This window comes from Chryseobacterium subflavum (assembly GCF_055762745.1).
Genome location: NZ_JBVTMR010000006.1, coordinates 118,773 through 139,496, shown reverse-complemented (window position 1 = coordinate 139,496; position 20,724 = coordinate 118,773). Strand labels below are relative to the sequence as shown.

At 34.8% G+C, this 20,724-nt stretch carries 22 protein-coding genes and 1 tRNA gene; 6 read left to right on the top strand and 17 right to left on the bottom strand.

The genetic code is table 11. From position 1 onward, the window contains the following. The first annotated feature begins 15 nt into the window (after positions 1-15). Together AC0INN_RS20805 and AC0INN_RS20800 are read left to right on the top strand one after the other, a co-directional pair. Positions 16-1,677 (top strand): ABC transporter ATP-binding protein, encoded by a 1,662-nt coding sequence (locus AC0INN_RS20805; protein ID WP_273649677.1) that lies wholly within the window; start codon positions 16-18, stop codon positions 1,675-1,677. 99 nt (positions 1,678-1,776) lie between these two features. Further along, the gene (locus AC0INN_RS20800) at positions 1,777-2,112 is read left to right on the top strand and encodes a DUF3276 family protein (RefSeq protein WP_034679055.1); all 336 of its coding nucleotides are present in this window, start codon (positions 1,777-1,779) and stop codon (positions 2,110-2,112) included. 372 nt (positions 2,113-2,484) lie between these two features. On the opposite strand, the gene AC0INN_RS20795 is transcribed toward AC0INN_RS20800, so the two are convergent. The 11 genes from AC0INN_RS20795 to AC0INN_RS20745 form a co-directional block, all read right to left on the bottom strand. Further along, positions 2,485-2,560, bottom strand: a tRNA-His gene (locus AC0INN_RS20795). 35 nt (positions 2,561-2,595) lie between these two features. Further along, positions 2,596-3,315: a bacillithiol biosynthesis deacetylase BshB1 gene (gene bshB1 / locus AC0INN_RS20790; RefSeq protein WP_306614936.1), complete on the bottom strand. Its 720-nt coding sequence runs from the start codon at positions 3,313-3,315 to the stop codon at positions 2,596-2,598. An 81-nt stretch (positions 3,316-3,396) separates the two neighbouring features. Next, positions 3,397-5,046, bottom strand: a complete 1,650-nt coding sequence (locus tag AC0INN_RS20785; protein WP_273649683.1) for a tetratricopeptide repeat protein — start codon at positions 5,044-5,046, stop codon at positions 3,397-3,399. A gap of 89 nt (positions 5,047-5,135) precedes the next feature. Continuing rightward, positions 5,136-6,008: a PstS family phosphate ABC transporter substrate-binding protein gene (locus tag AC0INN_RS20780; RefSeq protein WP_273649685.1), complete on the bottom strand. Its 873-nt coding sequence runs from the start codon at positions 6,006-6,008 to the stop codon at positions 5,136-5,138. After that, positions 5,998-6,195, bottom strand: coding sequence for a DUF308 domain-containing protein (locus AC0INN_RS20775; RefSeq protein WP_373428030.1), 198 nt, complete (start codon positions 6,193-6,195; stop codon positions 5,998-6,000). Before AC0INN_RS20775 ends, AC0INN_RS20780 begins: the two co-directional genes overlap by 11 nt. A 74-nt stretch (positions 6,196-6,269) precedes the next feature. Then, the gene (locus tag AC0INN_RS20770; protein ID WP_172280794.1) at positions 6,270-7,112 is read right to left on the bottom strand and encodes an energy transducer TonB; all 843 of its coding nucleotides are present in this window, start codon (positions 7,110-7,112) and stop codon (positions 6,270-6,272) included. Between the two features lie 23 nt (positions 7,113-7,135). After that, positions 7,136-7,708: an ExbD/TolR family protein gene (locus AC0INN_RS20765; RefSeq protein WP_172280796.1), complete on the bottom strand. Its 573-nt coding sequence runs from the start codon at positions 7,706-7,708 to the stop codon at positions 7,136-7,138. 12 nt (positions 7,709-7,720) lie between these two features. Beyond that, positions 7,721-8,329, bottom strand: a complete 609-nt coding sequence (locus AC0INN_RS20760; protein ID WP_172280798.1) for an ExbD/TolR family protein — start codon at positions 8,327-8,329, stop codon at positions 7,721-7,723. Between the two features lie 62 nt (positions 8,330-8,391). Continuing rightward, a complete protein-coding gene (locus AC0INN_RS20755; protein ID WP_172280800.1) occupies positions 8,392-9,255 on the bottom strand; it encodes a MotA/TolQ/ExbB proton channel family protein in 864 nt (287 codons plus the stop codon). Between the two features lie 241 nt (positions 9,256-9,496). Then, the gene (locus AC0INN_RS20750; RefSeq protein ID WP_273649690.1) at positions 9,497-12,478 is read right to left on the bottom strand and encodes a leucine--tRNA ligase; all 2,982 of its coding nucleotides are present in this window, start codon (positions 12,476-12,478) and stop codon (positions 9,497-9,499) included. A 174-nt stretch (positions 12,479-12,652) separates the two neighbouring features. After that, a complete protein-coding gene (locus tag AC0INN_RS20745) occupies positions 12,653-13,120 on the bottom strand; it encodes a lipocalin family protein (RefSeq protein WP_273649692.1) in 468 nt (155 codons plus the stop codon). A gap of 146 nt (positions 13,121-13,266) precedes the next feature. Between AC0INN_RS20745 and AC0INN_RS20740 the strand changes: the two genes are divergently transcribed. Together AC0INN_RS20740 and AC0INN_RS20735 are read left to right on the top strand one after the other, a co-directional pair. Continuing rightward, a complete protein-coding gene (locus AC0INN_RS20740) occupies positions 13,267-14,019 on the top strand; it encodes a glycosyltransferase family 2 protein (RefSeq protein WP_172280806.1) in 753 nt (250 codons plus the stop codon). Next, positions 14,019-14,645, top strand: a complete 627-nt coding sequence (locus AC0INN_RS20735; RefSeq protein WP_273649695.1) for a deoxyuridine 5'-triphosphate nucleotidohydrolase — start codon at positions 14,019-14,021, stop codon at positions 14,643-14,645. The genes AC0INN_RS20740 and AC0INN_RS20735 overlap by 1 nt, the downstream gene beginning before the upstream one ends. Here AC0INN_RS20735 and AC0INN_RS20730 read toward each other — a convergent pair. From AC0INN_RS20730 to AC0INN_RS20710, 5 genes are all read right to left on the bottom strand, one after another. Continuing rightward, a complete protein-coding gene (locus tag AC0INN_RS20730; RefSeq protein ID WP_306614980.1) occupies positions 14,637-15,872 on the bottom strand; it encodes a 3-deoxy-D-manno-octulosonic acid transferase in 1,236 nt (411 codons plus the stop codon). The genes AC0INN_RS20735 and AC0INN_RS20730 overlap by 9 nt on opposite strands. 3 nt (positions 15,873-15,875) lie before the next feature. Beyond that, a complete protein-coding gene (locus AC0INN_RS20725) occupies positions 15,876-16,220 on the bottom strand; it encodes a cupin domain-containing protein (protein WP_273649696.1) in 345 nt (114 codons plus the stop codon). Beyond that, entirely contained in the window at positions 16,201-16,668 is a 468-nt protein-coding gene (locus tag AC0INN_RS20720) for a DUF1648 domain-containing protein (RefSeq protein WP_306614931.1), read from the bottom strand. The genes AC0INN_RS20725 and AC0INN_RS20720 overlap by 20 nt, the downstream gene beginning before the upstream one ends. Before the next feature lie 10 nt (positions 16,669-16,678). After that, a complete protein-coding gene (locus AC0INN_RS20715) occupies positions 16,679-17,395 on the bottom strand; it encodes a C40 family peptidase (RefSeq protein ID WP_306614929.1) in 717 nt (238 codons plus the stop codon). 61 nt (positions 17,396-17,456) lie between these two features. Continuing rightward, a complete protein-coding gene (locus AC0INN_RS20710) occupies positions 17,457-18,104 on the bottom strand; it encodes an O-methyltransferase (RefSeq protein WP_306614927.1) in 648 nt (215 codons plus the stop codon). 181 nt (positions 18,105-18,285) lie between these two features. On the opposite strand from AC0INN_RS20710, the gene AC0INN_RS20705 reads away from it, so the two are divergent. After that, the gene (locus tag AC0INN_RS20705) at positions 18,286-18,432 is read left to right on the top strand and encodes a hypothetical protein (RefSeq protein WP_172280819.1); all 147 of its coding nucleotides are present in this window, start codon (positions 18,286-18,288) and stop codon (positions 18,430-18,432) included. 58 nt (positions 18,433-18,490) lie between these two features. Here AC0INN_RS20705 and AC0INN_RS20700 read toward each other — a convergent pair whose 3' ends face one another. Beyond that, a complete protein-coding gene (locus AC0INN_RS20700) occupies positions 18,491-19,324 on the bottom strand; it encodes an OmpA family protein (protein ID WP_172280821.1) in 834 nt (277 codons plus the stop codon). Between the two features lie 86 nt (positions 19,325-19,410). On the opposite strand from AC0INN_RS20700, the gene tilS reads away from it, so the two are divergent. Next, positions 19,411-20,724, top strand: a complete 1,314-nt coding sequence (gene tilS / locus AC0INN_RS20695) for a tRNA lysidine(34) synthetase TilS (protein ID WP_273649703.1) — start codon at positions 19,411-19,413, stop codon at positions 20,722-20,724.

The window sequence follows — 20,724 nt, the reverse complement described above, 5'->3', positions numbered from 1 at the left end:
ATTTTGTAAAACTATATGAAAGCTTTAAAAACCCTGAACCCCTACTTTTGGAAACACAAGATATTGTTGTTTTGGGGGCTGTTATTTATCATTGCCAGTAATTTTTTTAATACATATAAAGTTCAGTTTGTAGGAAAATCGGTTGATGAACTTACCAAAAACGGACAAATGGGATTCAACAGGCAGGTATTAATTTACGTTGCCATAATTGTTGGTTGTTCGTTATTGACGGGATTCTTTACTTTCATGATGAGACAGACCATTATTGTAGCGTCAAGGAGAATTGAATATGAGCTTAAAAATAAAATCTACAGACACTATCAGGAGCTTTCCCTTACAGACTATAAGCAGACGACTATCGGTGACCTCATGAACCGGTTGAGCGAGGATATTGTAGCAGTAAGAATGTATCTGGGACCAGGAGTAATGTATGTCGTTAATTTATTGGTTTTGCTTCTTATTACAAGCATCTACATGATAAAAACGGATGTGTCCATGACTTTGTGGACTTTACTGCCGCTTCCGATCTTATCATACCTTATTTTTAAAGTAAGCTCAATCATTAACAAGAAGTCAAAAATAATGCAGAAAAGCCAATCCGGCATTTCAACTTTTGTGCAGGATAGCTTTTCGGGAATAAGAGTTGTAAAATTCTTTGCGAGAGAAAATTACATCAAAAAGAATTACGGGGTAAAAGTAACCGACTATCAGGACAAGGCATTAGATCTGGCAAAGACAGAAGCCTATTTTTTCACCATTATTTTATTTGTAATCGGATTGCTTAACGTAGCCATCATTGTTATAGGTGGACAAAAATACATTGCAGGACAATTGAGTATTGGTAAAATAGCCGACTTTTTCATGTACATCAACACTCTTATATTTCCCTTTTCAATGGTAGGATGGGTAACATCTGTCAATCAAAGAGCAGAAGCCTCCATGCAGAGGATTAATGAGTTTTTGGATAAAAAATCTGAAATCATTAACAAAAATTCTGATCAGTATAAAATCAAGGGAGATATTGAATTTAGAAATGTTTCATATGTGTACCCTAACACAGGAATAAAAGCTTTAGAAAATTTAAGCTTTACAATTAATGCGGGACAATCATTGGCGATTATGGGGAAAACAGGAAGCGGAAAATCTACGATCGCCTTATTGCTATGCCGTTTGATAGACCCTACTGAAGGTGAAATTCTGATTGACGGGAAAAATCTTAAGGACCACAATCTCGAAGTGTACAGGGATTTTATTGGCTATATTCCTCAGGAGAGCTATTTATTCTCGGATACTATAGAAAATAATATTGGATTTGCGATCGACCATCCGTCCCATGAGAAAGTAGTAGAATATGCTAAAATCGCAGACGTTCATAAAAACATCATAGGATTTAAAGAACAGTATAAAACAACGGTTGGAGAGCGTGGAGTGATGCTTTCGGGAGGACAAAAGCAAAGAATTTGTATCGCCAGAGCCCTAATTAAGGATCCAAATATCATTATTTTTGATGATTCTTTATCTGCATTAGATACCGAAACCGAACAAAATATACTGCAAAATATTGAGTCAAAAATCCACAATGCAACCTCCATAATTATCACACACAGAGAGTCTAGCGCACAAAGAGCTGACAAAATCCTTAATCTTACTGAAATTACCAATTCTGTAACTGCTTAGCCGATTCATTCAAAATTGTTAAATAAATCATAAAAAAAATTTTGTGATTAAAAGAAATCTTTTATATTTGTTCTTAACAAGATTAAAAAATATCTAACAATGAGTGAATACAAGGAACGCCATGAAAATGAAATTTTCACGAAGGTGTTAAAAGCAGGAAGAAGAACATATTTCTTTGATGTGCGTGAGACGAAAGCGGGGGATTATTATCTTACGATTACCGAAAGTAAAAAGAACTTCGGTGAAAATGGAGAGGCTACATTTGAAAAACACAAAATTTACCTTTACAAAGAAGATTTTAAGAGTTTCCAGGAAATGTTCAATGAGTCAACAGATTTCATCATTAATGAAAAGGGTGAGGATGTAATTTCAGAAAAACATGACAAAGACTTCAAAAGCAAATCTTATACTATAGATTCTGACGACGAAGTATAAAAAAAGAATATCTAAAAACACAAGCATCTGAAAAAAGGTGCTTTTTTTATGTCTATTTTTTTACAGGATTATTCTAAGGACAATGAATTTAAAGATGGGCAAAAGGGTACTTTTAAATACTAATTATGATGTACCACTCATTAACAGTAATATGTTAGAAATATGCTATAAAACTCCTTCTAAAGTATTCTCCTAATATTTATCACTTCACATTCTATTTCAATCAAGTATTCCCCTTAAAACAGCATCAAAATAAAAATCTATCCTGATCCTAAAATAAAATTAAAAGTTTTTGATATTTTTTTGGATAAAAAAATGAAACATCAGAAAGGTATAAAATAAAAAAGTACACTTTAAAAGTGTACTTTCTTTGGGTGAATGATGGGTCTCGAACCCACGACCTTCGGAACCACAATCCGACGCTCTAACCAACTGAGCTACAATCACCGTTTTGTGGTTGCAAATATAGGAAAGATTTTTTAATTACAAAACAATTCCTTCAAAATTTTTCAAAGCAATTAACTTCTCTGTCGTAAATCCCTCAGCGTAAGCAACTCCCGATAGACGCCCTAAATCCTGAGCTCTGTATGTTAAACTTTCCAGAAAGTCTTTTGTAGCAATCGGAGTTACCGGTTCGGTAGAATTCGGATCATAAAACTGAGTTTTAAATGCAAGACATGCTTCAATTTTCTTATCAAGATAATTTGAGATATCAATTACAAATTCAGGTTGAATATGTTTCCACTGGATATAATGAAAAATATGCTTAGGCCTCCATATGTCCTGACTTTCTCCTCCTTCTACAGTCTCCACCTTTCTAAGACCAGCTAAAAAGCATGCATCGGAAACTAATTTCGCTCCTTTTGCATGATCCGGATGTCTATCATCAATCGCATTGGCTAAGACGATTTCCGGGCGGTATTTGCGGATCATTTTTACAATCTTCATCTGATACTCTTCTGAATTAACAAGAAACCCGTCTTTCATACCTAAATTTTCCCTTGCGGAAACCCCAAGAATTTTTGCAGATTCAGCAGCCTCCATTTTTCTGGTTTCGTCTGTTCCTCTTGTTCCCAGTTCACCTTTTGTAAGATCTACAATAACACATTTTTTTCCTTCTGATATCAATTTGGCAATGGTACCTCCACAACCCAGTTCTACGTCATCAGGATGCGCTCCAAAAGCAAGTATGTCTGTTTTCATATTTTTCAAAGATAAGGCTTAAAATAAAAACTTCCCAAACATTATGAATGGGAAGTTAATATATATAATTTAAATTTTAAATTACTTATTGATCTCACCGTTAAGTTTAACAGCATCCTGATAAGTCGGATCCAACTGAACAGACTTAGCAACATAATCTTTAGCTTTAGCAAGATCAGAATCTTTGCTCATATAAGCTACGGCAAAGTAAGCATAAGCTAAAGTTTGCTTATTAGCCTCTACATCAGCAGGCTTTACAGTAGTGATGAATTTTTCATACGCTATTTTCGCAGCATCATTATTCCCAGCTTGTTGGTAAGAATAACCTAAACTGTAATAAGCAGGAGCCCAATCAGGAAGAAGTGTACTCATTTTCTGCCATGTTAATATAGCTCCGTTCCAGTTTTTAACATCCTGGTAAGCAGTCGCTAATTTGAATAATGAATCTGTATCCTGTGCATTAGCTGCGACTTTTTGCTTTAATCCTTCAATGGTAGGGTTTGTAGGTCCTGCATCAGCTGATCCCTGAGAAGCTCCTCCTCCGGCAATCTTAGCTAATTCCATATCCCATTTCATTGTTTCATCTTTTGCAGCTTTTGCGATAGCTATTTTCTGCTGAGCTTCAGTTGTTAAAGCAGTTTTCTTTGCTGCATCTTTTTCATCCTTAGCCAATCCAGCGGCAATTAAACCTTGTAATCCCTGGTCAGCAGGTTGTACTCTTGATTTATCCGCCTGAGAAACGAAAGTATCCATGTTTTGCTTAGCATCTGCATATTTACCTTCAGAATATAATTGATAAGCTCTCAATTTGAATTTAATAGGATCATCAATTTTATCAAAGATCTTATCTAAAACAGTTCTTGAATTGTTATAATCTTCGTTTGTAAAATAAAGCTTAGCGATTTCTAATTGTGTATATGGATCTTCATCCGCATATTTAGTATAATTGATCAAGTCCTGAGTCGCTTTATCATTTTGCTGATATTTAATATCATAGGCAGCCAAAGCTTTATAAGCAGGTGCATATGTAGCATCTACAGCAATTGCTTTATCAATATTCTCTTTAGCTAATTTCCATTGCTGAGCAGCCATCCATAAGGTACCCATTCTGGTATAAACAGAAGCTTTATTTTTAGCCAGAGGTAACGCTTTATCATAAGCAGTCATAGCATCACCAGGGATTTTTTTCAATCTGTAAGCGTCTCCCAGTGTATAGTAATAATTCGCAGGAACTTCTTTTTTCTGTGCCCTTTCAATTGCCTTATTAAGGAATTGAATGGCAAGATCAGGAGAGTTATTTTTCTCAAATAAAGTTAAAGCCTCTGCAGCTCTGAACAATACTTCAGCATCTTTTTCTCTTGAATCGCTAACAATTTTCTGTATTTCTGCAACAGCTGCCTTATCACCTTTTCCAAGCTTTACAGCTGCCAATCCGATCTTGTTTAAATAGCTTTTGCTATCTGCTGCAAGACCTTTATTGAAGCTTTCAGTTGCTTTAGCAAAATCCGGCTCACCTTGTCTTAGAAAAGTATTTCCTAAATAGAAATAGTTTTCAGCAGTAGGAGCTTTAGCAATCATATCGGTGAACTGAGTCTTTGCCTGGGCAAATTTATCACTGTCGATACTGTTAATACCATCTTGCAATGTTTGTGCAAACGAAAAATTGGCAAAAAATACCACCGCTGCTCCAAAAGCAATCTTTTTTACATTCATAATCATTATATCTTTCATTTTATATTTTCTAAATCGAGTAATATTATACACAATTTTCAGACCAAAATAGTGTATTTATTTGGGGGATAAAGTCAATTTAATATTTTTTAACGCATTTGCACCTCTCTTTTGTAAATATTGTAGGGTTGCAAACCTTCCTTCTGCACAATCATTTGCCCTAATTGGGTACATGAATATCTGATGAAACCATTGGCAATGTTAAAGTTTCCTTCATTTGTTAAAAAATACAAAACTCTAGTAAAAGGATATTTCATTTCACGCAGTCCTGCAGAATCCGGAGTATATAATTTTCCTTTGTTTTCAACCGGCAATATTTTAACCATATCCCTTAATTTTTCAGAAGTTTTATCATAAGGGCGGCTAAAGGTATTAAGACCTATGACACCAATTTTATCGGGATATTTATTGAGCTGTTCTATGATATTTTCACTACCTGGAATCACAGAAAATTGGAGATCTTTAGGCTGCTTCTTAAGCTTCTGAGCAACATAGTTTAAGTTACTAGAATTAGTCCCGTCAAAAATAAATTCCTTTTTATCAGAAAGAAGACCGTTTTGAATTTCATCCATTGAAATACTGGTCCTAGTAGAATTTTTTGGAACAATAAAAACAACTGCGTCAGCAGCAAATCTGGCAGGCAAAAATTTAGAACCCACCTGCTCTTTAAAAGCTTTAAGCTCTTCAGGACTTAAGTCTCTGGACATTACCGCTACTCTGGCCTTTCCTTTCAGAAGATCTAAAAAGCCCAGGTCTTCCTTCCTTGTAACTACCTTTAGGTGTGCTTCGGGATAATTAATCATGTATCCGTCGGCTAAAGCTTCAGTAACACTTTTAAAGGATTCATCAGTAAGGATTGTAAGATCTCCCTTATAATAGGATGGGGATTTGTCTTCTTTTTTACAGCTTATTGCAACTATACTTAAGACAAAAAGCATGATTACTTTAAAATTATTCTTCATTTCCTGAATTTTTTATTCTTGAAACCGCTCTGTAAATTCTAAAGATTCCATACAGAATCATAACACCTCCAAGAGGGTACGCTACAGTAGGCTCTAAAATAATAAAGAAGAATTTGTAAAAAATAACTACAATTCCTAAAACGATATAAAACAATCCCGTAACCAGGGATAACCAATTGAACATCATATAACAAAAATACCAAAAAAAATAAAAAGAGAAGCATATGCTTCTCTTTTTTAATTATTATTTAAAGATAAAAATTATCCTTCAAAATTCATTGTTAATGGTAATCTGAAACGGTAACGTACAGATTGTCCATTAATCTTAGCAGGAGCCCATTTAGTCTTAATAGACTTAATAGTTCTTACTGCTTCAGCATTAAAGTCTGAGCTTTTTCCACTCGCTTTAACGTCTGTAATACTACCGTCTCTTTCAACAACGAAAGTTACTTCAGCTTTTACAGTTCCTTCATCACCATTCATTGCAGATCCGTCAAAGTTACTAGACACTTTATTTCTAAAGGCATTAATACCTCCTGGGAATTCTGCAGTTTGCTCTACCTCTGTATACACCTGAGTGTCACTTACCTGAGGCTTAACTTCAGCAGTTGAAGTTTTAGTCCCCGTTGATGGTGGAGGTGGTGGAGGTGTGTAAGCCGGAGCTTTAACCCCCTCCTGATTTTGCAAACCAGTTGTTGTTTCTAATTGCTTAGAAATCGGTGGTGGTGGAGTTTCAATTTTCGGAGCTTTTACAGGCTCTGGAACCACGTTCTGAATTACCTCGATTTTCTCTTCTTTTGGAGGTGGAGGTGGTGGAGGTGGTTCTTCTTCTTTTGGCTGCTCAATAATTTTATCTTCCTGAAGAATTTCCACCAAATCAGCTTTTACTTCTTTCTTCTCTGGTGCAGTAAGTCTTTTAATCGTAAGATAAATAAAAGGAGACAAAGCCAAAATCAGGAATAGTGCCGTTCCGATAAGAAAAGATCTTGTCAGAAGCTTTGGATACTGATGTCTCAGATCATAGGCACCATATTCTTTGTTTCTATTTTCAAATACAATCTCGTCTAAAGTAAGATTCTGACTGTATACATTTTCATCTGCCATAGATTTACAATTTTATGGTTAAATTACTTTGTAGCTGGTGCAGCCGCAGCTCCATTATTCCCAACTTTCTTGTTATAAATAGCTACCTCCCAAGGTTTCAAATCGGTAACCCCGTATTGTTCACTTTTGGTAATTGCCATTTCATCAAGAATATCAACAAAGTTTTTATATACAGCATCATCTGTCGGCTTGATAATTACAGTAAATTTACTTTTATCTGCCGCATTTGCTTTTGCTTGCTCAATTACCTTTCTAACACCTTCTCTATCAAAAGTAGTTTCATTCAGATTCTGATCAGTTAAAGATGTATTATCTTGCTGATGCCAGAAAATTTTATTGTCTTTACCCAATAACAAAGAAATTGAGTTAGAAAGTTTAATTTCAGTTGGAGGTGGCTTTTTATCTTTTTCTTTCGGTTTTGCCGGAAGACCCAAATCCATTACGTTTGGTTTACTAAACGTGGTTGTGAACATAAAGAAGGTGATCAATAGAAAACCCAAGTCCACCATCGGAGTCATGTCAACTCTGGTACTCTGCTTCTTGGAACGTACCTTGCCGCCCTTGGCGCCCTTTTCCTGTACTTGTACTTCTGCCATTTCTGCTCGATATTATTCGTTAGGTTTACCTTCTTGTGATGTAATCAACCAAAATTTAAGAAAATCAATATCTCTTAAACCTTCAAATAAGCTTTTCACTTTAGGGTATTGAGTAGTAACGTCTCCTTTAATCGCTAATTTGTATTCAGGATTTACGCTCAAACTTTGTTGTACCCAGTCTACTAACTGCTTATTTGTACTATCCATAGGAATCCCTGTAGGACTCTTAAAATTCTTCTGCTCGTCATCTGGCAAATCAAGATAGCTTTTAAGTTGGTTCATTGGAACCCCAATCGCTTGTACTTTTTGAAATGCAGCTTTTTCGTTGTTGTCAAAAGTAATACCATATTTTTGACCCATTTTATCTAAAAGCTGTAATCTCTCTGATGCATTCTCTACCGGTTGGAAATAGAATTTCCCGTCCGGAGTAGCGTTGATAGTCATTAAACTAGCATCAGGAAGTAACTTCTCTGATATTGAAGATGGCGGTTTAATCTGCTCCACGTCAGGTTTTTTAAACTGAGTGGTCAATATAAAGAATGTAAGTAGTAGGAACGCAACGTCACACATCGCGGTCATATCCGTCACTACTCCATGTCTTTTTGGTTTGACTCTCGCCATTATTTTTATTATTTTTAATTAAACTTCTTTTATTGCTAATGCAAATTCCTTGCTGGAAATTCTTAGTTGAATTCCGCGAAAGATTGTTGGATACTCATTGCGATCTCATCGATCTTATAAGTTAATCCATCAATTTTAGATGTAAAGAAGTTATAAAGGATAATAGCGATAGCTGAAGTACCAATACCTAAAGCCGTGTTGATCAATGCTTCAGAGATACCTGTAGAAAGTGCAGCAGCATCTGGAGTACCACCACCTGAACCTAATGCGAAGAATGCTTTGATCATCCCGATTACGGTTCCTAAAAGTGCTACTAACGTTGCAACTGTACCTAAAGTAGAAAGAATCATCATATTCTTTTCCAACATTGGCATTTCAAGAGTTGTAGCCTCTTCGATAGCTTTGTTAAGAGCCACCATTTTTTGCTCTTTGTTTAAAGTCGTATCATGAGATAAAGCTTTGTAAGTCGTAAGACCTTCTTTTACTACATTACCTACAGAACCTTGTTGTCTGTCGCACTCTTCTAAAGCCTCATCAATTTTGTTTTGGTTTAATAAGCTTCTTACCTGAACAACGAAGCTATCCAAGTTTCCTTTTCCAGCTGCTTTACCAAGTACGAAATATCTTTCAAAAGAGAAAACGATTACAGTGATCATGAAAGTAATCAAGATTGGTACGATAACCCCTCCTTTGTAGATAATACCTAAAAACGACTCTGGGTGAATGTCTTTTCCTTCAACACTTGAAAAAGCTACAGATCCACTACCTAGTTTATCTGCATCTTTGAAGTTACCAGGACTCCCTAGCACGAATAAATAAATACAAACTCCTATAACGAATAAAATAGGAATAATAATAGCCGGGTTTAAACCTCCTGCCTTTCTAGCAATTACTTGCTCATCATTTTTTGAAACATTCATTTCCATATTTAACTAAATTATATTGTTTTAAAATTTTATCAAGTTGTAAATTAAAGGCAAAATTAATTAAAATACAATAGTCTCAAATAAACATTTTGCATTTTTTTGATAACGAAATATTATTACGATTTCGATAAATCAATTATTCTCTTTTTTTTTAATGATATTTCTCAGTATTTTTAAATACTTTAAAAATTTCAAAAAATTAAGCCTTCATTTTTTTTAATTTGCCAATGTTAATTTTTTTTTAAATTACAATATTCACAATTCTGTGAGGGACTACAATGATTTTTTTCGGGGTTTTTCCTTCCAAAATCTGTTGCATTTTGGGGTCATTAATCACCAAATCTTCTACTTGCGCGGGTGATAATTGAGCAGATAGGGATAATTTGAACCTCATTTTACCATTTACACTCACCGGATATTCGATTTCATCTTCTACTAAATATGATTCTATTAATTCAGGGAATTTTTCAAATTCAATAGAATCGGTATGTCCTAACAAACTCCAAAGCTCTTCACAAATATGTGGTGCATAAGGAGAAATGATAACGGCTAATGGCTCAAGAATATTGCGTTTGTTGCATTTTATTTTTTGTAATTCATTTACAGCGATCATAAATGAAGATACAGAGGTATTGAAAGAGAAGTTTTCGATATCGTAAACCACCTTCTTTATTAAAGTATGCAGAACTTTATATTCTGCTTTTGTCGGTTCTTCATCAGAAACTTCAAATACATCTCCGTTAAAATAAAGGTTCCAGAATTTTTTAAGGAATCCGTACACTCCACTTAGTCCCTGGGTATTCCATGGTTTCGATTGTTCCAATGGTCCTAAGAACATTTCATATAATCTTAATCCGTCCGCTCCATATTCTGCACAGATATCATCCGGATTTACTACATTATATTTAGACTTGGACATCTTCTCTACCTCGCGATCTGTAATATACTTTCCGTCTTCCAAAATAAATTCAGCATCAGCATAGTCGGGTCTCCATTGTTTGAATGCTTCAGTATCCAATTCATCAGATGTTCCTTTTAATAAGGATACATCTACGTGGATTGGTGTAAACTCTAATCGAGAAAATTTCAAAGTAAACCCTGAGCTTTTATATAAATCATTATACTTAATCTCTTGCTCATGAACATATTCTTTTAAATCTTCATTAAGAACATTTGATTCTTGATACTTTTTAAATACGTTATACGACGCATAAGTATTAGGAATTTCAAAGCAGATATCATTTTGTAAACTATTACTAGTATAATTTCTTTCAAAGAAAATTTCGATTCTATACACAAATGCACTCATTCCCAAAATCATCCCCTGATTGATCAATTTCTGGAAAGGCTCATCCTGACTGATGTATCCTCTGTCCTTTAGGAACATATTCCAAAAACGGGAATACAGCAAGTGACCTGTTGCATGTTCACTTCCTCCTATATATAGGTCTACCTGTCCCCAATAATCAGTGATATCTTTTTTAGCAAAAACTTCTTCATTATGAGGATCCATATATCTTAAGAAGTACCATGAGCTTCCAGCCCAACCAGGCATTGTGGACAACTCTAATGGAAATACATTAACCTCATCGATTAATTCTGTAGCTACAACTTTTTGATTAGTCTCATCCCACGCAAAAAACTTAGCGTTTCCTAATGGAGGATCCCCGTCTTCTGTTGGTAAATATTTTTCAACTTCGGGAAGCTCCAAAGGCAAAGAAGACATTGGTAAAGTATATGGCATTCCATCCTTATAATATATAGGAACCGGTTCACCCCAATAACGCTGTCTTGAGAAAATAGCATCACGCTGTCTGTAATTTGTAGTTCCATGACCGATATTACGCTTCTCAACTTCGGCAATCATTTTTGCTTTAGCCTCATCGTAAGATAATCCATTCAGGAAATCTGAATTAACACAAACGCTGGTCTTAGAGTCAAAAGATTTTTCCTGAACATCTTCATCGGTCTCAACAACCTTTTTAATTTCAAGATTAAACTTTTTTGCAAATCTGTGATCACGTTCATCGTGAGCAGGTACTGCCATAACAGCTCCTGTTCCATATCCCATCAATACATAATCTGAGATATAAATCGGCATCTTCTCATTGCTGAAAGGATTGATTGCATAACTTCCGGTAAATGCACCACTCACGTTTTTTACATCAGACATTCTATCCCTCTCGGTTTTCTTAGAAGTCTCTTCTATATAAGCATCAACTTCAGCCTTCTGAACAGCCGTAGTAATGGTATCAACTAATGGGTTTTCCGGCGCAAGCACCATGAAAGTCGCTCCGAAAATAGTATCAGGTCTTGTGGTGAAAACCTCGATCTTTTCGTCGTGATTCTCAACATTGAATTGAACCTGCGCTCCCTGGGATTTTCCAATCCAGTATTCCTGCGAATCTTTTAAAGGTTGTGGCCAGTCTATTGTATTTAATCCTTGAAGTAATCTCTCAGAGTATGCGGAAATCCTCATACTCCATTGCATCATCTTTTTCTGAAATACTGGAAAACCTCCCCTTTCAGACTTCCCATCTTTTACTTCATCATTGGCTAATACTGTTCCAAGAGCAGGGCACCAGTTAACTGTCGTTTCAGCTCTGTAAGCCAGACGATAATTTAATAAGATATCTTCCTTATCAATATCTGAAGCATTCTTCCACTCTTCTGCCGTGAAATCAAGTTCGTCATTTTGATTTGCATTTAAACCTTGTGTCCCTTTTTCTTCAAAATGCTGAATCAGCGTTTCTATAGGCTCTGCTTTATCGGTATCTTTATTGTACCACGAATGGAACAACTGGATAAATATCCATTGTGTCCACTTATAATAGGAAGCATCTGAAGTTCTCACTTCCCTGCTCCAATCAAATGAAAAACCAATTTTTCTTAATTGTTCTTCATACCTGTTAATGTTTTGTTCAGTAGTAATAGCAGGATGCTGTCCTGTTTGAATAGCATACTGTTCCGCAGGAAGTCCAAAGCTGTCATAACCAACCGGGTGAAGCACATTAAATCCCTGATGTCTTTTATACCTTGCATAAATATCAGATGCAATATATCCAAGAGGATGTCCTACGTGTAATCCTGCTCCTGATGGATAAGGAAACATATCGAGAACATAAAATTTGGGTTTATCTGTTGTATCGGAAGTTTTGTATGTCTGCTTTTCTTCCCAGTATTTCTGCCACTTTTTTTCTATCTGCTGATGATCGTAAAACACTTTATGTATAGATTTTATTTAAAATTAATCTTCAAAAAATTTGAAGAGGTACAAAAATAAAGATTTTAAAAGAAATAGAACTTTAATTTTTAATTAATTAGCATACTTTGATTTAAACAAAAAAATCTCATCCGAAGATGAGATCTGTATTCTTTATTTTCAACCTTATATATATTACTGAGGAATTCTCTTTAGTGTATATGTGGTAGACTTGTATAGATTAGGATCTGTAGTATCTTCAATGGTAAGATTCAGCGTCGTATCAGTGAGTGTAGTTACTTTTCCTTTGTCCGGAACTACTGTACCCTGATACTTGATTTCAATCCTCTTATCACTTGTACTATAGGTATAGGTAAAATTTCGGTCTGAAACAGTACTACATATTGCAGGGGTTCCTATTTCATCCTTATCGGTTCTTTTTCCGGTATTTCCTTCATTGAACAACCATCTTGATTCTTTCTGGCAAGTGGTAAAAGTAATTTCATCTGAAACCCCAGATCCGTTTGCCGGAATAGTGGTAATCACTTCTTTAACAGGTTGCCAAAGTCCGTTAATTGGAAATACCTGTTGAGTATCGTCGTCCTTACATCCGGTTGCTACTAATAATGATAAACCTGCAAATAGTAATGCTAATTTCTTCATGTATCAAATTTTTCAAGGCCTAAAATTATGATTTTTTTTAAATACTCTGTCATTTTTTTTAGGTTTTGCAATTATAATTTTCATTTTCTTAAAATTCCTTCAATAAAACAGATATTTTAAAACCTTATATTTGCATAAAAACACGTATGCCCGAGGTTTCCATAATCACTCCATGCTATAATTCTTCCAGATTTCTGGAAGAGACCATTCATTCTGTAATGAGCCAAACTTTTACAGACTGGGAGTGGCTAATCACTGATGACAAGTCTTTGGATAATTCTGTGGATATAATCCGTAAGGTAAATGATCCAAGAATAAAGTTATCTGTTGCGGAAAAAAATGGAGGTGCAGGACATGCTCGAAATTTATCCCTTGAAAAAGCAACCGGAAGATTTATTACTTTTCTGGATGCCGATGACTACTGGGAGCCTGATTTTTTAGAAGAGATGATCAGCTTCATGAAGCGCGAAAATGCTGAAATTGCCTATTCCAATTATGCGAGATGCAATGAACAGCTTATTCCTCAGATTGAAGATTTCAAAGCAGACAAGGAAGTAACTTTTGACAATTTACTGAAAACATGCCGATTATCCCTCCTATCATCGATGTATGATTCCCAGAGGGTAGGCAAAGAATACTTTCCGGAAGGCAGCAAACGGGAAGATCATGTTATGTGGCTCAATTTACTAAAGAAAATTCCTGTGGGAAAACCCCTTCCAAAAACTATGGCAAAATACAGGATGCATTCAACGAGTGTTTCCAGAAAAAAACAGCATATCGTAAAAGATCAGTACCTTGTGTACAAAGATTTCATGAAGTTTTCTACGTTAAAGTCTCTATATTATACTGCCAACTGGGCGTTGAACGGGTTTATGAAATATTCTAAAATTTTTAATTAATGGAGTATTCAAAAGAATTCAAAGCAGCACTGAGTAATTTCTCTTCTATAGAAAAAGACCGTTTGATCTTCAGACTTCTTAAAAAAGACAAGCTCCTTTCTAAAAAACTATATTTTGAGTTAATTGATACAGAAACAACGGATCAGAAAAGATCCCAAATGGAAGATATCATTGAAGAAAAAGTTCTTTTCGCATCTAAATATATAACTAATCCAAAATATTTCCTGGTTCTTATTAGAAAAATAAGCGCTGAAATAACTGAACACATAAAAGTGACTACCGATAAATTCGGTGAAGTATCACTTCACCTGTTTCTCATCAACAGAATTTTAGAACAAAATTCTCAGCTCAATCATCAAAGGTTCGATGCTGTATATAAGCTTTACATTTATCTAATCAATAAAGCAATAAAGGCGCTTCTTACTATACAAAAGCTTGATGAAGATTACTGGATTGAGTTCGATGAGCAATTGAATGAACTGGAAGATAAAATTCAAAATAACCGCTACCTACAGAAACTTTGTATCAATAATAGTTTTGATATGAGATGGCTTAAATCTGACCGTATTCCTGAAAATCTGGATTTAATCATTAAAGAGATCAAAAGCCAGGGATTCTTAAAATGATGTCATCTTTTCAATAATAAGCTCCGAAGAATCGGGTTTATCATCTACAAATTTTCTGGCACTGTGAGACATATCTTCAATTATCTCTTCATTATGGGTTAAAAAAAGAATAAAATCCGCAGCCAAATATTCGGTTTCAAAAGATTTGCCTCCATCTGCTGAAATCAGTTCATCTGCTTCAGGGTTTTTTCTGTAGTGGTTTCCGAAAACAACAGGAACACCAAAAGCCGCCGCTTCAAGAATATTATGAAGACCTGCATCATGAAACCCACCTCCCACTACGGCAATATCAGCATAAGAATATAATTTTGATAGCAGCCCGATGCTATCAATAATCAACAACTGAGGATTGAAAGCCGAAAATCCGGAATCAGAAATTTCACTGTACAATAAGGCATTGGGAAACATCTGCTTTAAGTTCTGGACTCTTTTTAAATCATGAGGAGCAATAATAATTTTCACATTCTGATTCATTACAGAAACCAGCTCTGCAATTTTTTCTTCAGCATGCCACGAACTTCCGAAAACAATGGTTTTTTGATCTCCTGTAAAGTCTTTGATAAATTTTACATGATGATCCCTGCTCCTAAGTTGCTTAACCCTGTCAAATCTTGTATCTCCTGTTATAGAAGATTTTACCAATCCTATACTTTTAGCCAGAGCGTAGGAAAATTCAGTCTGATGAAAAAACCAATCAACGTTTGACTGAAGCTGTTTGACAAACCATTTCCCGTAAGATGTAAAAAATGATTGCCTTTCATAGAACAGTGCAGAAATCACATAAATTCTGGCATTCCTTTTTTTTAGTTCAGCTAAAAGATTATACCAATAATCATATTTAACCGTAAAGAATAGTTCAGGAGTGAACTGTGCAACAAACTCGCTTACAGATTTTTTTGTATCAAAAGGAAGATAGCAAATAACATCAGCGATATGTTTTTTCCTGATAACATTTTCATATCCTGAAGGTGAAAAAAATGTAATCAGAATTTTATGTTGTGGAAAAATTTCTTTCAGCCTTTCAAGAACAGGAAGCCCCTGCTCATATTCCCCCAGACTTGCTGCATGCATCCAGATTACCTTATCCGTTTTTGAAAATGAAGATTTTACAAGCGATAAAGAATGTTTTCGTCCCTCAATTCCTTTTTTAGTTTTCTCATTGAACAACGAAAATACTTTCATTCCGAAAATGAGGATATTAATCAGTATGTTATAAATAAAAGACATCATCTATTTTTCAATTTCAACCCGGTCATTATTTGTTGAAGGACAAGAGATCACTAAAAACTCAAGTTCTTCTTCTGTATCATTAAAAATATAATGTTGCGCTTTTGGCTCAATAGAAATACTTTCACCCGCTTTTATAAAAAACTTTTCCTGCTCAATTTCAAATGAAGCCTCTCCCTTAAGAATATAAAAGAATTGGCTAGCTCTATTATGAAAATGAAGTTTTTCAGAGGTTCCCGAAGGCATTTTTTCCTGCTTTACAGAAAGCTCCTGGGTATCCTTCAGTACCCAGCTATCACAATGCTCTCCCCATATATAGTGATCAGAATTATTTTTGGATTTTATCATATTTTCCTTTTTTAAACATTACAAATATGTTTGTCCCTATTACAAGGATCATCAAGCCTAAAAAAACGAAAAACATATTACCCAAAGTATTTGTTCTGTTTTCAGCTATCCAAACGGTTTCTAAAAGAGTATACCCAAACAACAATAGCAGAGGTAGCAGAATACTGTATGCAAAAAGCTCTAAAGATTTTTTATTTCGGAAGTGATCCGGAATAGTAAGCATGGGAGAGTTGGGATCTCTGGTAACCACAAAAAGAATAAAAGATAAGAAGGTAGCAATAGAAGGTAAAATCCAAATTGTCCTTTTATGATCATAACCGTCAATTCTTCCGTTAACCATAAAATGAGTAGGAATAATTTCCGGTAATTCTGCATATTTCCATCCGGTAAAAATCCAAATTGAAATAAGCAAGAGAATATTTACAATAAGTAATAGTTTACCAGACATGCTTCGGTTATTACAAAACTTTTTTAATCACTCTTAATTTATGGGTATGACTGTTCAATTCCTTATTGAAAATCCCGGAGGAATCAAGGGTGTCAATTCTTACCTTACCAGAGGCATGAATGATCTTCTGATTTTCTAACATAATTCCAACGTGAATAATTTTCCCTTCGGTATTTTCAAAGAATGCCAGGTCTCCGGGCTGACTTTCCTCAACAAAGGTTAAAGGCTCCCCCACCTCTGCCTGCTGATAGGTATCTCTCGGAAGCTTGATGTCGTGAACTTTATACACCAATTGTGTAAAGCCTGAACAATCTACCGCAAAAAAGCTTTTTCCTCCCCATAAGTAAGGAACATTAAGAAATTCTTTTGCCGTTAAAGCAATGCTTTCCCGAATATCATGACTTCTCCTTGAAGCCACAGCCGGAAATTCAACTTCTGATCCCATAGAAAGCAATGTTTTACCATCATTCATCAATACAGAGGAGAAATCTTCCGTAATCAGAGTAACTTTTCTCTTTTCAAGTTCTTCGTCTGATACCGGTTTTATCTGTTTAGTATCCATCCATCCTTCATAGCCATCATAATGCATTTTTATTTTGGTCCAGTTTTTATTCACTTCCAAAATATCAGCACTTTCACCAAACAATATTTCTGTTACAATCTCTGCTTTGTCCGAGTTTTCTGCACGGACAGGAGCTACAGTAACAATACAGATTCCTTTATTCATCAACTTTCTTTATATATTAAATGACTAAGGATTTGAAAATTTAAATTTCAAACCTCTCTATTTACTTCCTTCGAAGGAAATTAACCCCGTCACGCAAAGGTAAAATAAGATTTTCAAAATCTTCATCTTTTGCAATCAAATCATTTAATTCTTTAATGACCTGGGTCGATCTTTGTTTTGGGTTTTCTTCCAATACTTTACCGTACCATAGAACATTATCAAACAATACCACTGATCCGGATTGGGTATGGGGTTTTATTAATCTGAAATATTCTGCATAATTATCCTTATCTGCATCGATAAAAACAAGATCAAAAATCTCATTTGTTTCTTTTAAGAAGTCTTTTGCATCCTGAAGTTTAAAATAGATCTGCTCCGAAAATTCACTTTCAGAAAAATACTTCCTTGGAAGGTAAGCCAGGTCTTCATTAACATCCAATGTTGTAATTTTTCCTTCTTTGGATAAGCCCGTAGCTAAACAAAGGGTGGCATATCCCGTAAAAGTTCCTATTTCAAGAATATTTACTGGCCGCAGCATCTGGGAAATAACCGTTAAAAGCCTTCCCTGCTGATAACCGGATATCATATGCGGCTGTGTTGTTTTCTGGAAAGTTTCTTTTCTTAATCTCTTCAGAATTTCAGGTTCGGAAGAAGCGTGGGTCTCCAGATACCTATCCATTTCCGGGTTCTTTTCTTCAAAAAAACTCATGTTATCGATTTTTGTTATTCAAATTTAATTAAATAAAAGAAAAAATGGTGGTATTGTGGATAAAAGATACAATTTAACCATGGGAAAATCACCCTGCTAAAATACCGTAAAAACACGGGTGTTTTAGCAGACAGGACATTAGTACCTTTGCTAAGCAGCAAACGCAAAAACATCATATAACATGGAAACAGAAGAAAGCCTAACTAAGAAAAAGAGAAAAGCTACAGGATCATTAGAGAATGTATCTTCTGAAAAAACTAAACGCAAATTATCCGATTCATTTATTAAGCGAATTATTTCATTATTGAAACAAGAAGAATTAGTTTGATTAAAATAATAAATCCCGAATTTCTCCGGGATTTATTTATGTTTATGTATTTCAAGTATTATTTCTTAGGAGCAATATCCATCAGTTTCATGAACTCATCAAGCTTAGGCATAATGATAATTTCAGTTCTTCTGTTTTCTGCTCTTCCTGAAACACTCATGTTTGTTGCTTTAGGATTGTATTCTGAACGACCTCCAGCTGTAATTCTTGAAGGATCTACTCCAAACTGAGTTTGCAGCACCTTCGCAACCGCAGTTCCTCTCAATGCAGAAAGATCCCAGTTGTCTCTTGGTAAATTAGCAGAGCTCAAAGGAGCATTATCAGTATTCCCTTCAATAAGTACGGAATATTTATCGTAATCGTTGATCACTTTAGCTACTTTTCCTAGTACTTCCTGAGCTGCCGGCAGAATGTTATAATCTCCTGTTTTGTACAACATTTTATCTGAAAGGGAAATCATTACAACTCCTTTCAATACTTTTACCTGAACATCCTCATCGGTTACATTATCCAAAGATCTTTTCAGTTTATTTGACAATGCTAAATTCAGACTGTCATTTTTAGCATTATTAGAAATCAATTGTTTGATGTATGAGTTTGAAGCATTAATCTCACCTACCAGTTTATCAATATTTGCAGAGCTTTTTCCTGTATTGGATAAGCATGCATCTAAAGATGACTTCAGAGCATCATGCTGGCTTTTTAGTAAACTATTTTCACCGGATAATGCGGAGTTTTGAGATTTCAGATCCTGAATCTCTCTTTGTCTTTCGCCAATATTTTCAATGCACTGTTTGTAGTTCGAACTTAGTGCATCATACTGTTTTTTGCTGACACAAGATGTCATTCCCAACGCCATCGCAGAAACTGCTAAAATTTTTAATATCTTCATAAATAATCTTTTTTAGACGGATCAAAGTTAGAAAATTCAATTGAATTATATGAATTATCTTTGCACAAATGAAATTCTCAACAGTTATGTTGAAAAAATTAAGTATTAAAGAACAGCTTCAAAATCTGGTTAACTCACCCGAAAAACACAATTATCTTTTAGCGGTAAGCGGAGGTGCAGATTCCATCGTTTTAGCTTTTTTATTCAGTAATCTGGGTCTTAATTTTCAGATTGCACATATCAATTACAAACTTCGGGGTAAGGACTCTGATTCGGATCAGAAAATTGTTCAGGATTTTTGTCAGGCCAATGACATCAAATTTCATTTATATGAGGTTTCGGAAGAAGATCAACAACCTGAAAATTCCATTCAGCTTTGGGCCAGGGAACTCCGGTATCAATTTTTTAAAAAGGTACAAGAGGCAGAAAAACTGGAATATCTGGTAACCGCACATCACCTGAATGATCAACTAGAAACATTCATCATTAATCTGTCAAAAGCAGCAGGCATTAACGGATTGAGCGGCATTCCTGCTAATGAGAACAAAATCCTGCGCCCTCTTTTAGATTATTCCAAAGAAGAGATTTATAGTTTTGCAAAAGAAAACAATATCGAATACAGAGAAGATGCATCTAATAAAAAAAACGATTACTTAAGAAACAAAATCAGAAATGAAATTGTCCCGAAACTTCTTGAAACTAATGATCATTTTTTAGAAAATTTTAAAAAAAGTTCTTCTTACCTGAATCAGGCAAAAGATTTTATACAAAAACAAATAGAAGAAGTAGAAAATAGTATTTCTACATTTAACCTGGAAAAGAGAATCCTATCAAAGCAAAAGCTGGCTAAAGAAAGTGATTTTATAAAGTTCGAGATTTTAAAAAAATACGGATTCAACAAAGAAGAAGAAATCAGGAAAATTTTCACTGCCTCTACAGGAAGTTCTTTTTTTTCTAATGATTATCAACTGATGGTTAATCGGGATGAACTTATCATAATCAATAAGGTTGATAAAAAAGAGGAAGAACAGATAATTTTAATTGAGAAGTTTGATTTCAATAAAGTTTCAGTTGATATCAATCTTGCCACATTCATTACAGACAGTAGTGAGCACAGCAAGAGTTTCAAATGGTCTTTTGATGCAGAACAGCTTCAATTCCCATTAATTTTAAGGAAAAAAGAGGAAGGTGATTTATTTTATCCATTACTCTTTTCGGGAAAAAAGAAAGTTTCCAAGTTTTTTAAGGATGAAAAATTATCTATTTTAGCGAAGCAAAAAATTTGGGTATTGGCGGACGGCAATAAAAACGTCTTAGGCATTATTCCTTACAGACAAGACAGAAGATTTGTGTGTACAGAAAAAACAAAGCATACCCTAAACCTTTTTAATGAAAAGTAA

Bases quoted from the DNA above. Each gene is read 5' to 3' on its own strand.
- AC0INN_RS20805 (WP_273649677.1), top strand. From the start codon at position 16: ATGAAAGCTTTAAAAACCCTGAACCCCTACTTTTGGAAACACAAGATA.
- AC0INN_RS20800 (WP_034679055.1), top strand. From the start codon at position 1,777: ATGAGTGAATACAAGGAACGCCATGAAAATGAAATTTTCACGAAGGTG.
- bshB1 (WP_306614936.1), bottom strand. From the start codon at position 3,315: ATGAAAACAGACATACTTGCTTTTGGAGCGCATCCTGATGACGTAGAA.
- AC0INN_RS20785 (WP_273649683.1), bottom strand. From the start codon at position 5,046: ATGAAAGATATAATGATTATGAATGTAAAAAAGATTGCTTTTGGAGCA.
- AC0INN_RS20780 (WP_273649685.1), bottom strand. From the start codon at position 6,008: ATGAAGAATAATTTTAAAGTAATCATGCTTTTTGTCTTAAGTATAGTT.
- AC0INN_RS20775 (WP_373428030.1), bottom strand. From the start codon at position 6,195: ATGATGTTCAATTGGTTATCCCTGGTTACGGGATTGTTTTATATCGTT.
- AC0INN_RS20770 (WP_172280794.1), bottom strand. From the start codon at position 7,112: ATGGCAGATGAAAATGTATACAGTCAGAATCTTACTTTAGACGAGATT.
- AC0INN_RS20765 (WP_172280796.1), bottom strand. From the start codon at position 7,708: ATGGCAGAAGTACAAGTACAGGAAAAGGGCGCCAAGGGCGGCAAGGTA.
- AC0INN_RS20760 (WP_172280798.1), bottom strand. From the start codon at position 8,329: ATGGCGAGAGTCAAACCAAAAAGACATGGAGTAGTGACGGATATGACC.
- AC0INN_RS20755 (WP_172280800.1), bottom strand. From the start codon at position 9,255: ATGGAAATGAATGTTTCAAAAAATGATGAGCAAGTAATTGCTAGAAAG.
- AC0INN_RS20745 (WP_273649692.1), bottom strand. From the start codon at position 13,120: ATGAAGAAATTAGCATTACTATTTGCAGGTTTATCATTATTAGTAGCA.
- AC0INN_RS20740 (WP_172280806.1), top strand. From the start codon at position 13,267: ATGCCCGAGGTTTCCATAATCACTCCATGCTATAATTCTTCCAGATTT.
- AC0INN_RS20735 (WP_273649695.1), top strand. From the start codon at position 14,019: ATGGAGTATTCAAAAGAATTCAAAGCAGCACTGAGTAATTTCTCTTCT.
- AC0INN_RS20730 (WP_306614980.1), bottom strand. From the start codon at position 15,872: ATGTCTTTTATTTATAACATACTGATTAATATCCTCATTTTCGGAATG.
- AC0INN_RS20725 (WP_273649696.1), bottom strand. From the start codon at position 16,220: ATGATAAAATCCAAAAATAATTCTGATCACTATATATGGGGAGAGCAT.
- AC0INN_RS20720 (WP_306614931.1), bottom strand. From the start codon at position 16,668: ATGTCTGGTAAACTATTACTTATTGTAAATATTCTCTTGCTTATTTCA.
- AC0INN_RS20715 (WP_306614929.1), bottom strand. From the start codon at position 17,395: ATGAATAAAGGAATCTGTATTGTTACTGTAGCTCCTGTCCGTGCAGAA.
- AC0INN_RS20710 (WP_306614927.1), bottom strand. From the start codon at position 18,104: ATGAGTTTTTTTGAAGAAAAGAACCCGGAAATGGATAGGTATCTGGAG.
- AC0INN_RS20705 (WP_172280819.1), top strand. From the start codon at position 18,286: ATGGAAACAGAAGAAAGCCTAACTAAGAAAAAGAGAAAAGCTACAGGA.
- AC0INN_RS20700 (WP_172280821.1), bottom strand. From the start codon at position 19,324: ATGAAGATATTAAAAATTTTAGCAGTTTCTGCGATGGCGTTGGGAATG.
- tilS (WP_273649703.1), top strand. From the start codon at position 19,411: ATGTTGAAAAAATTAAGTATTAAAGAACAGCTTCAAAATCTGGTTAAC.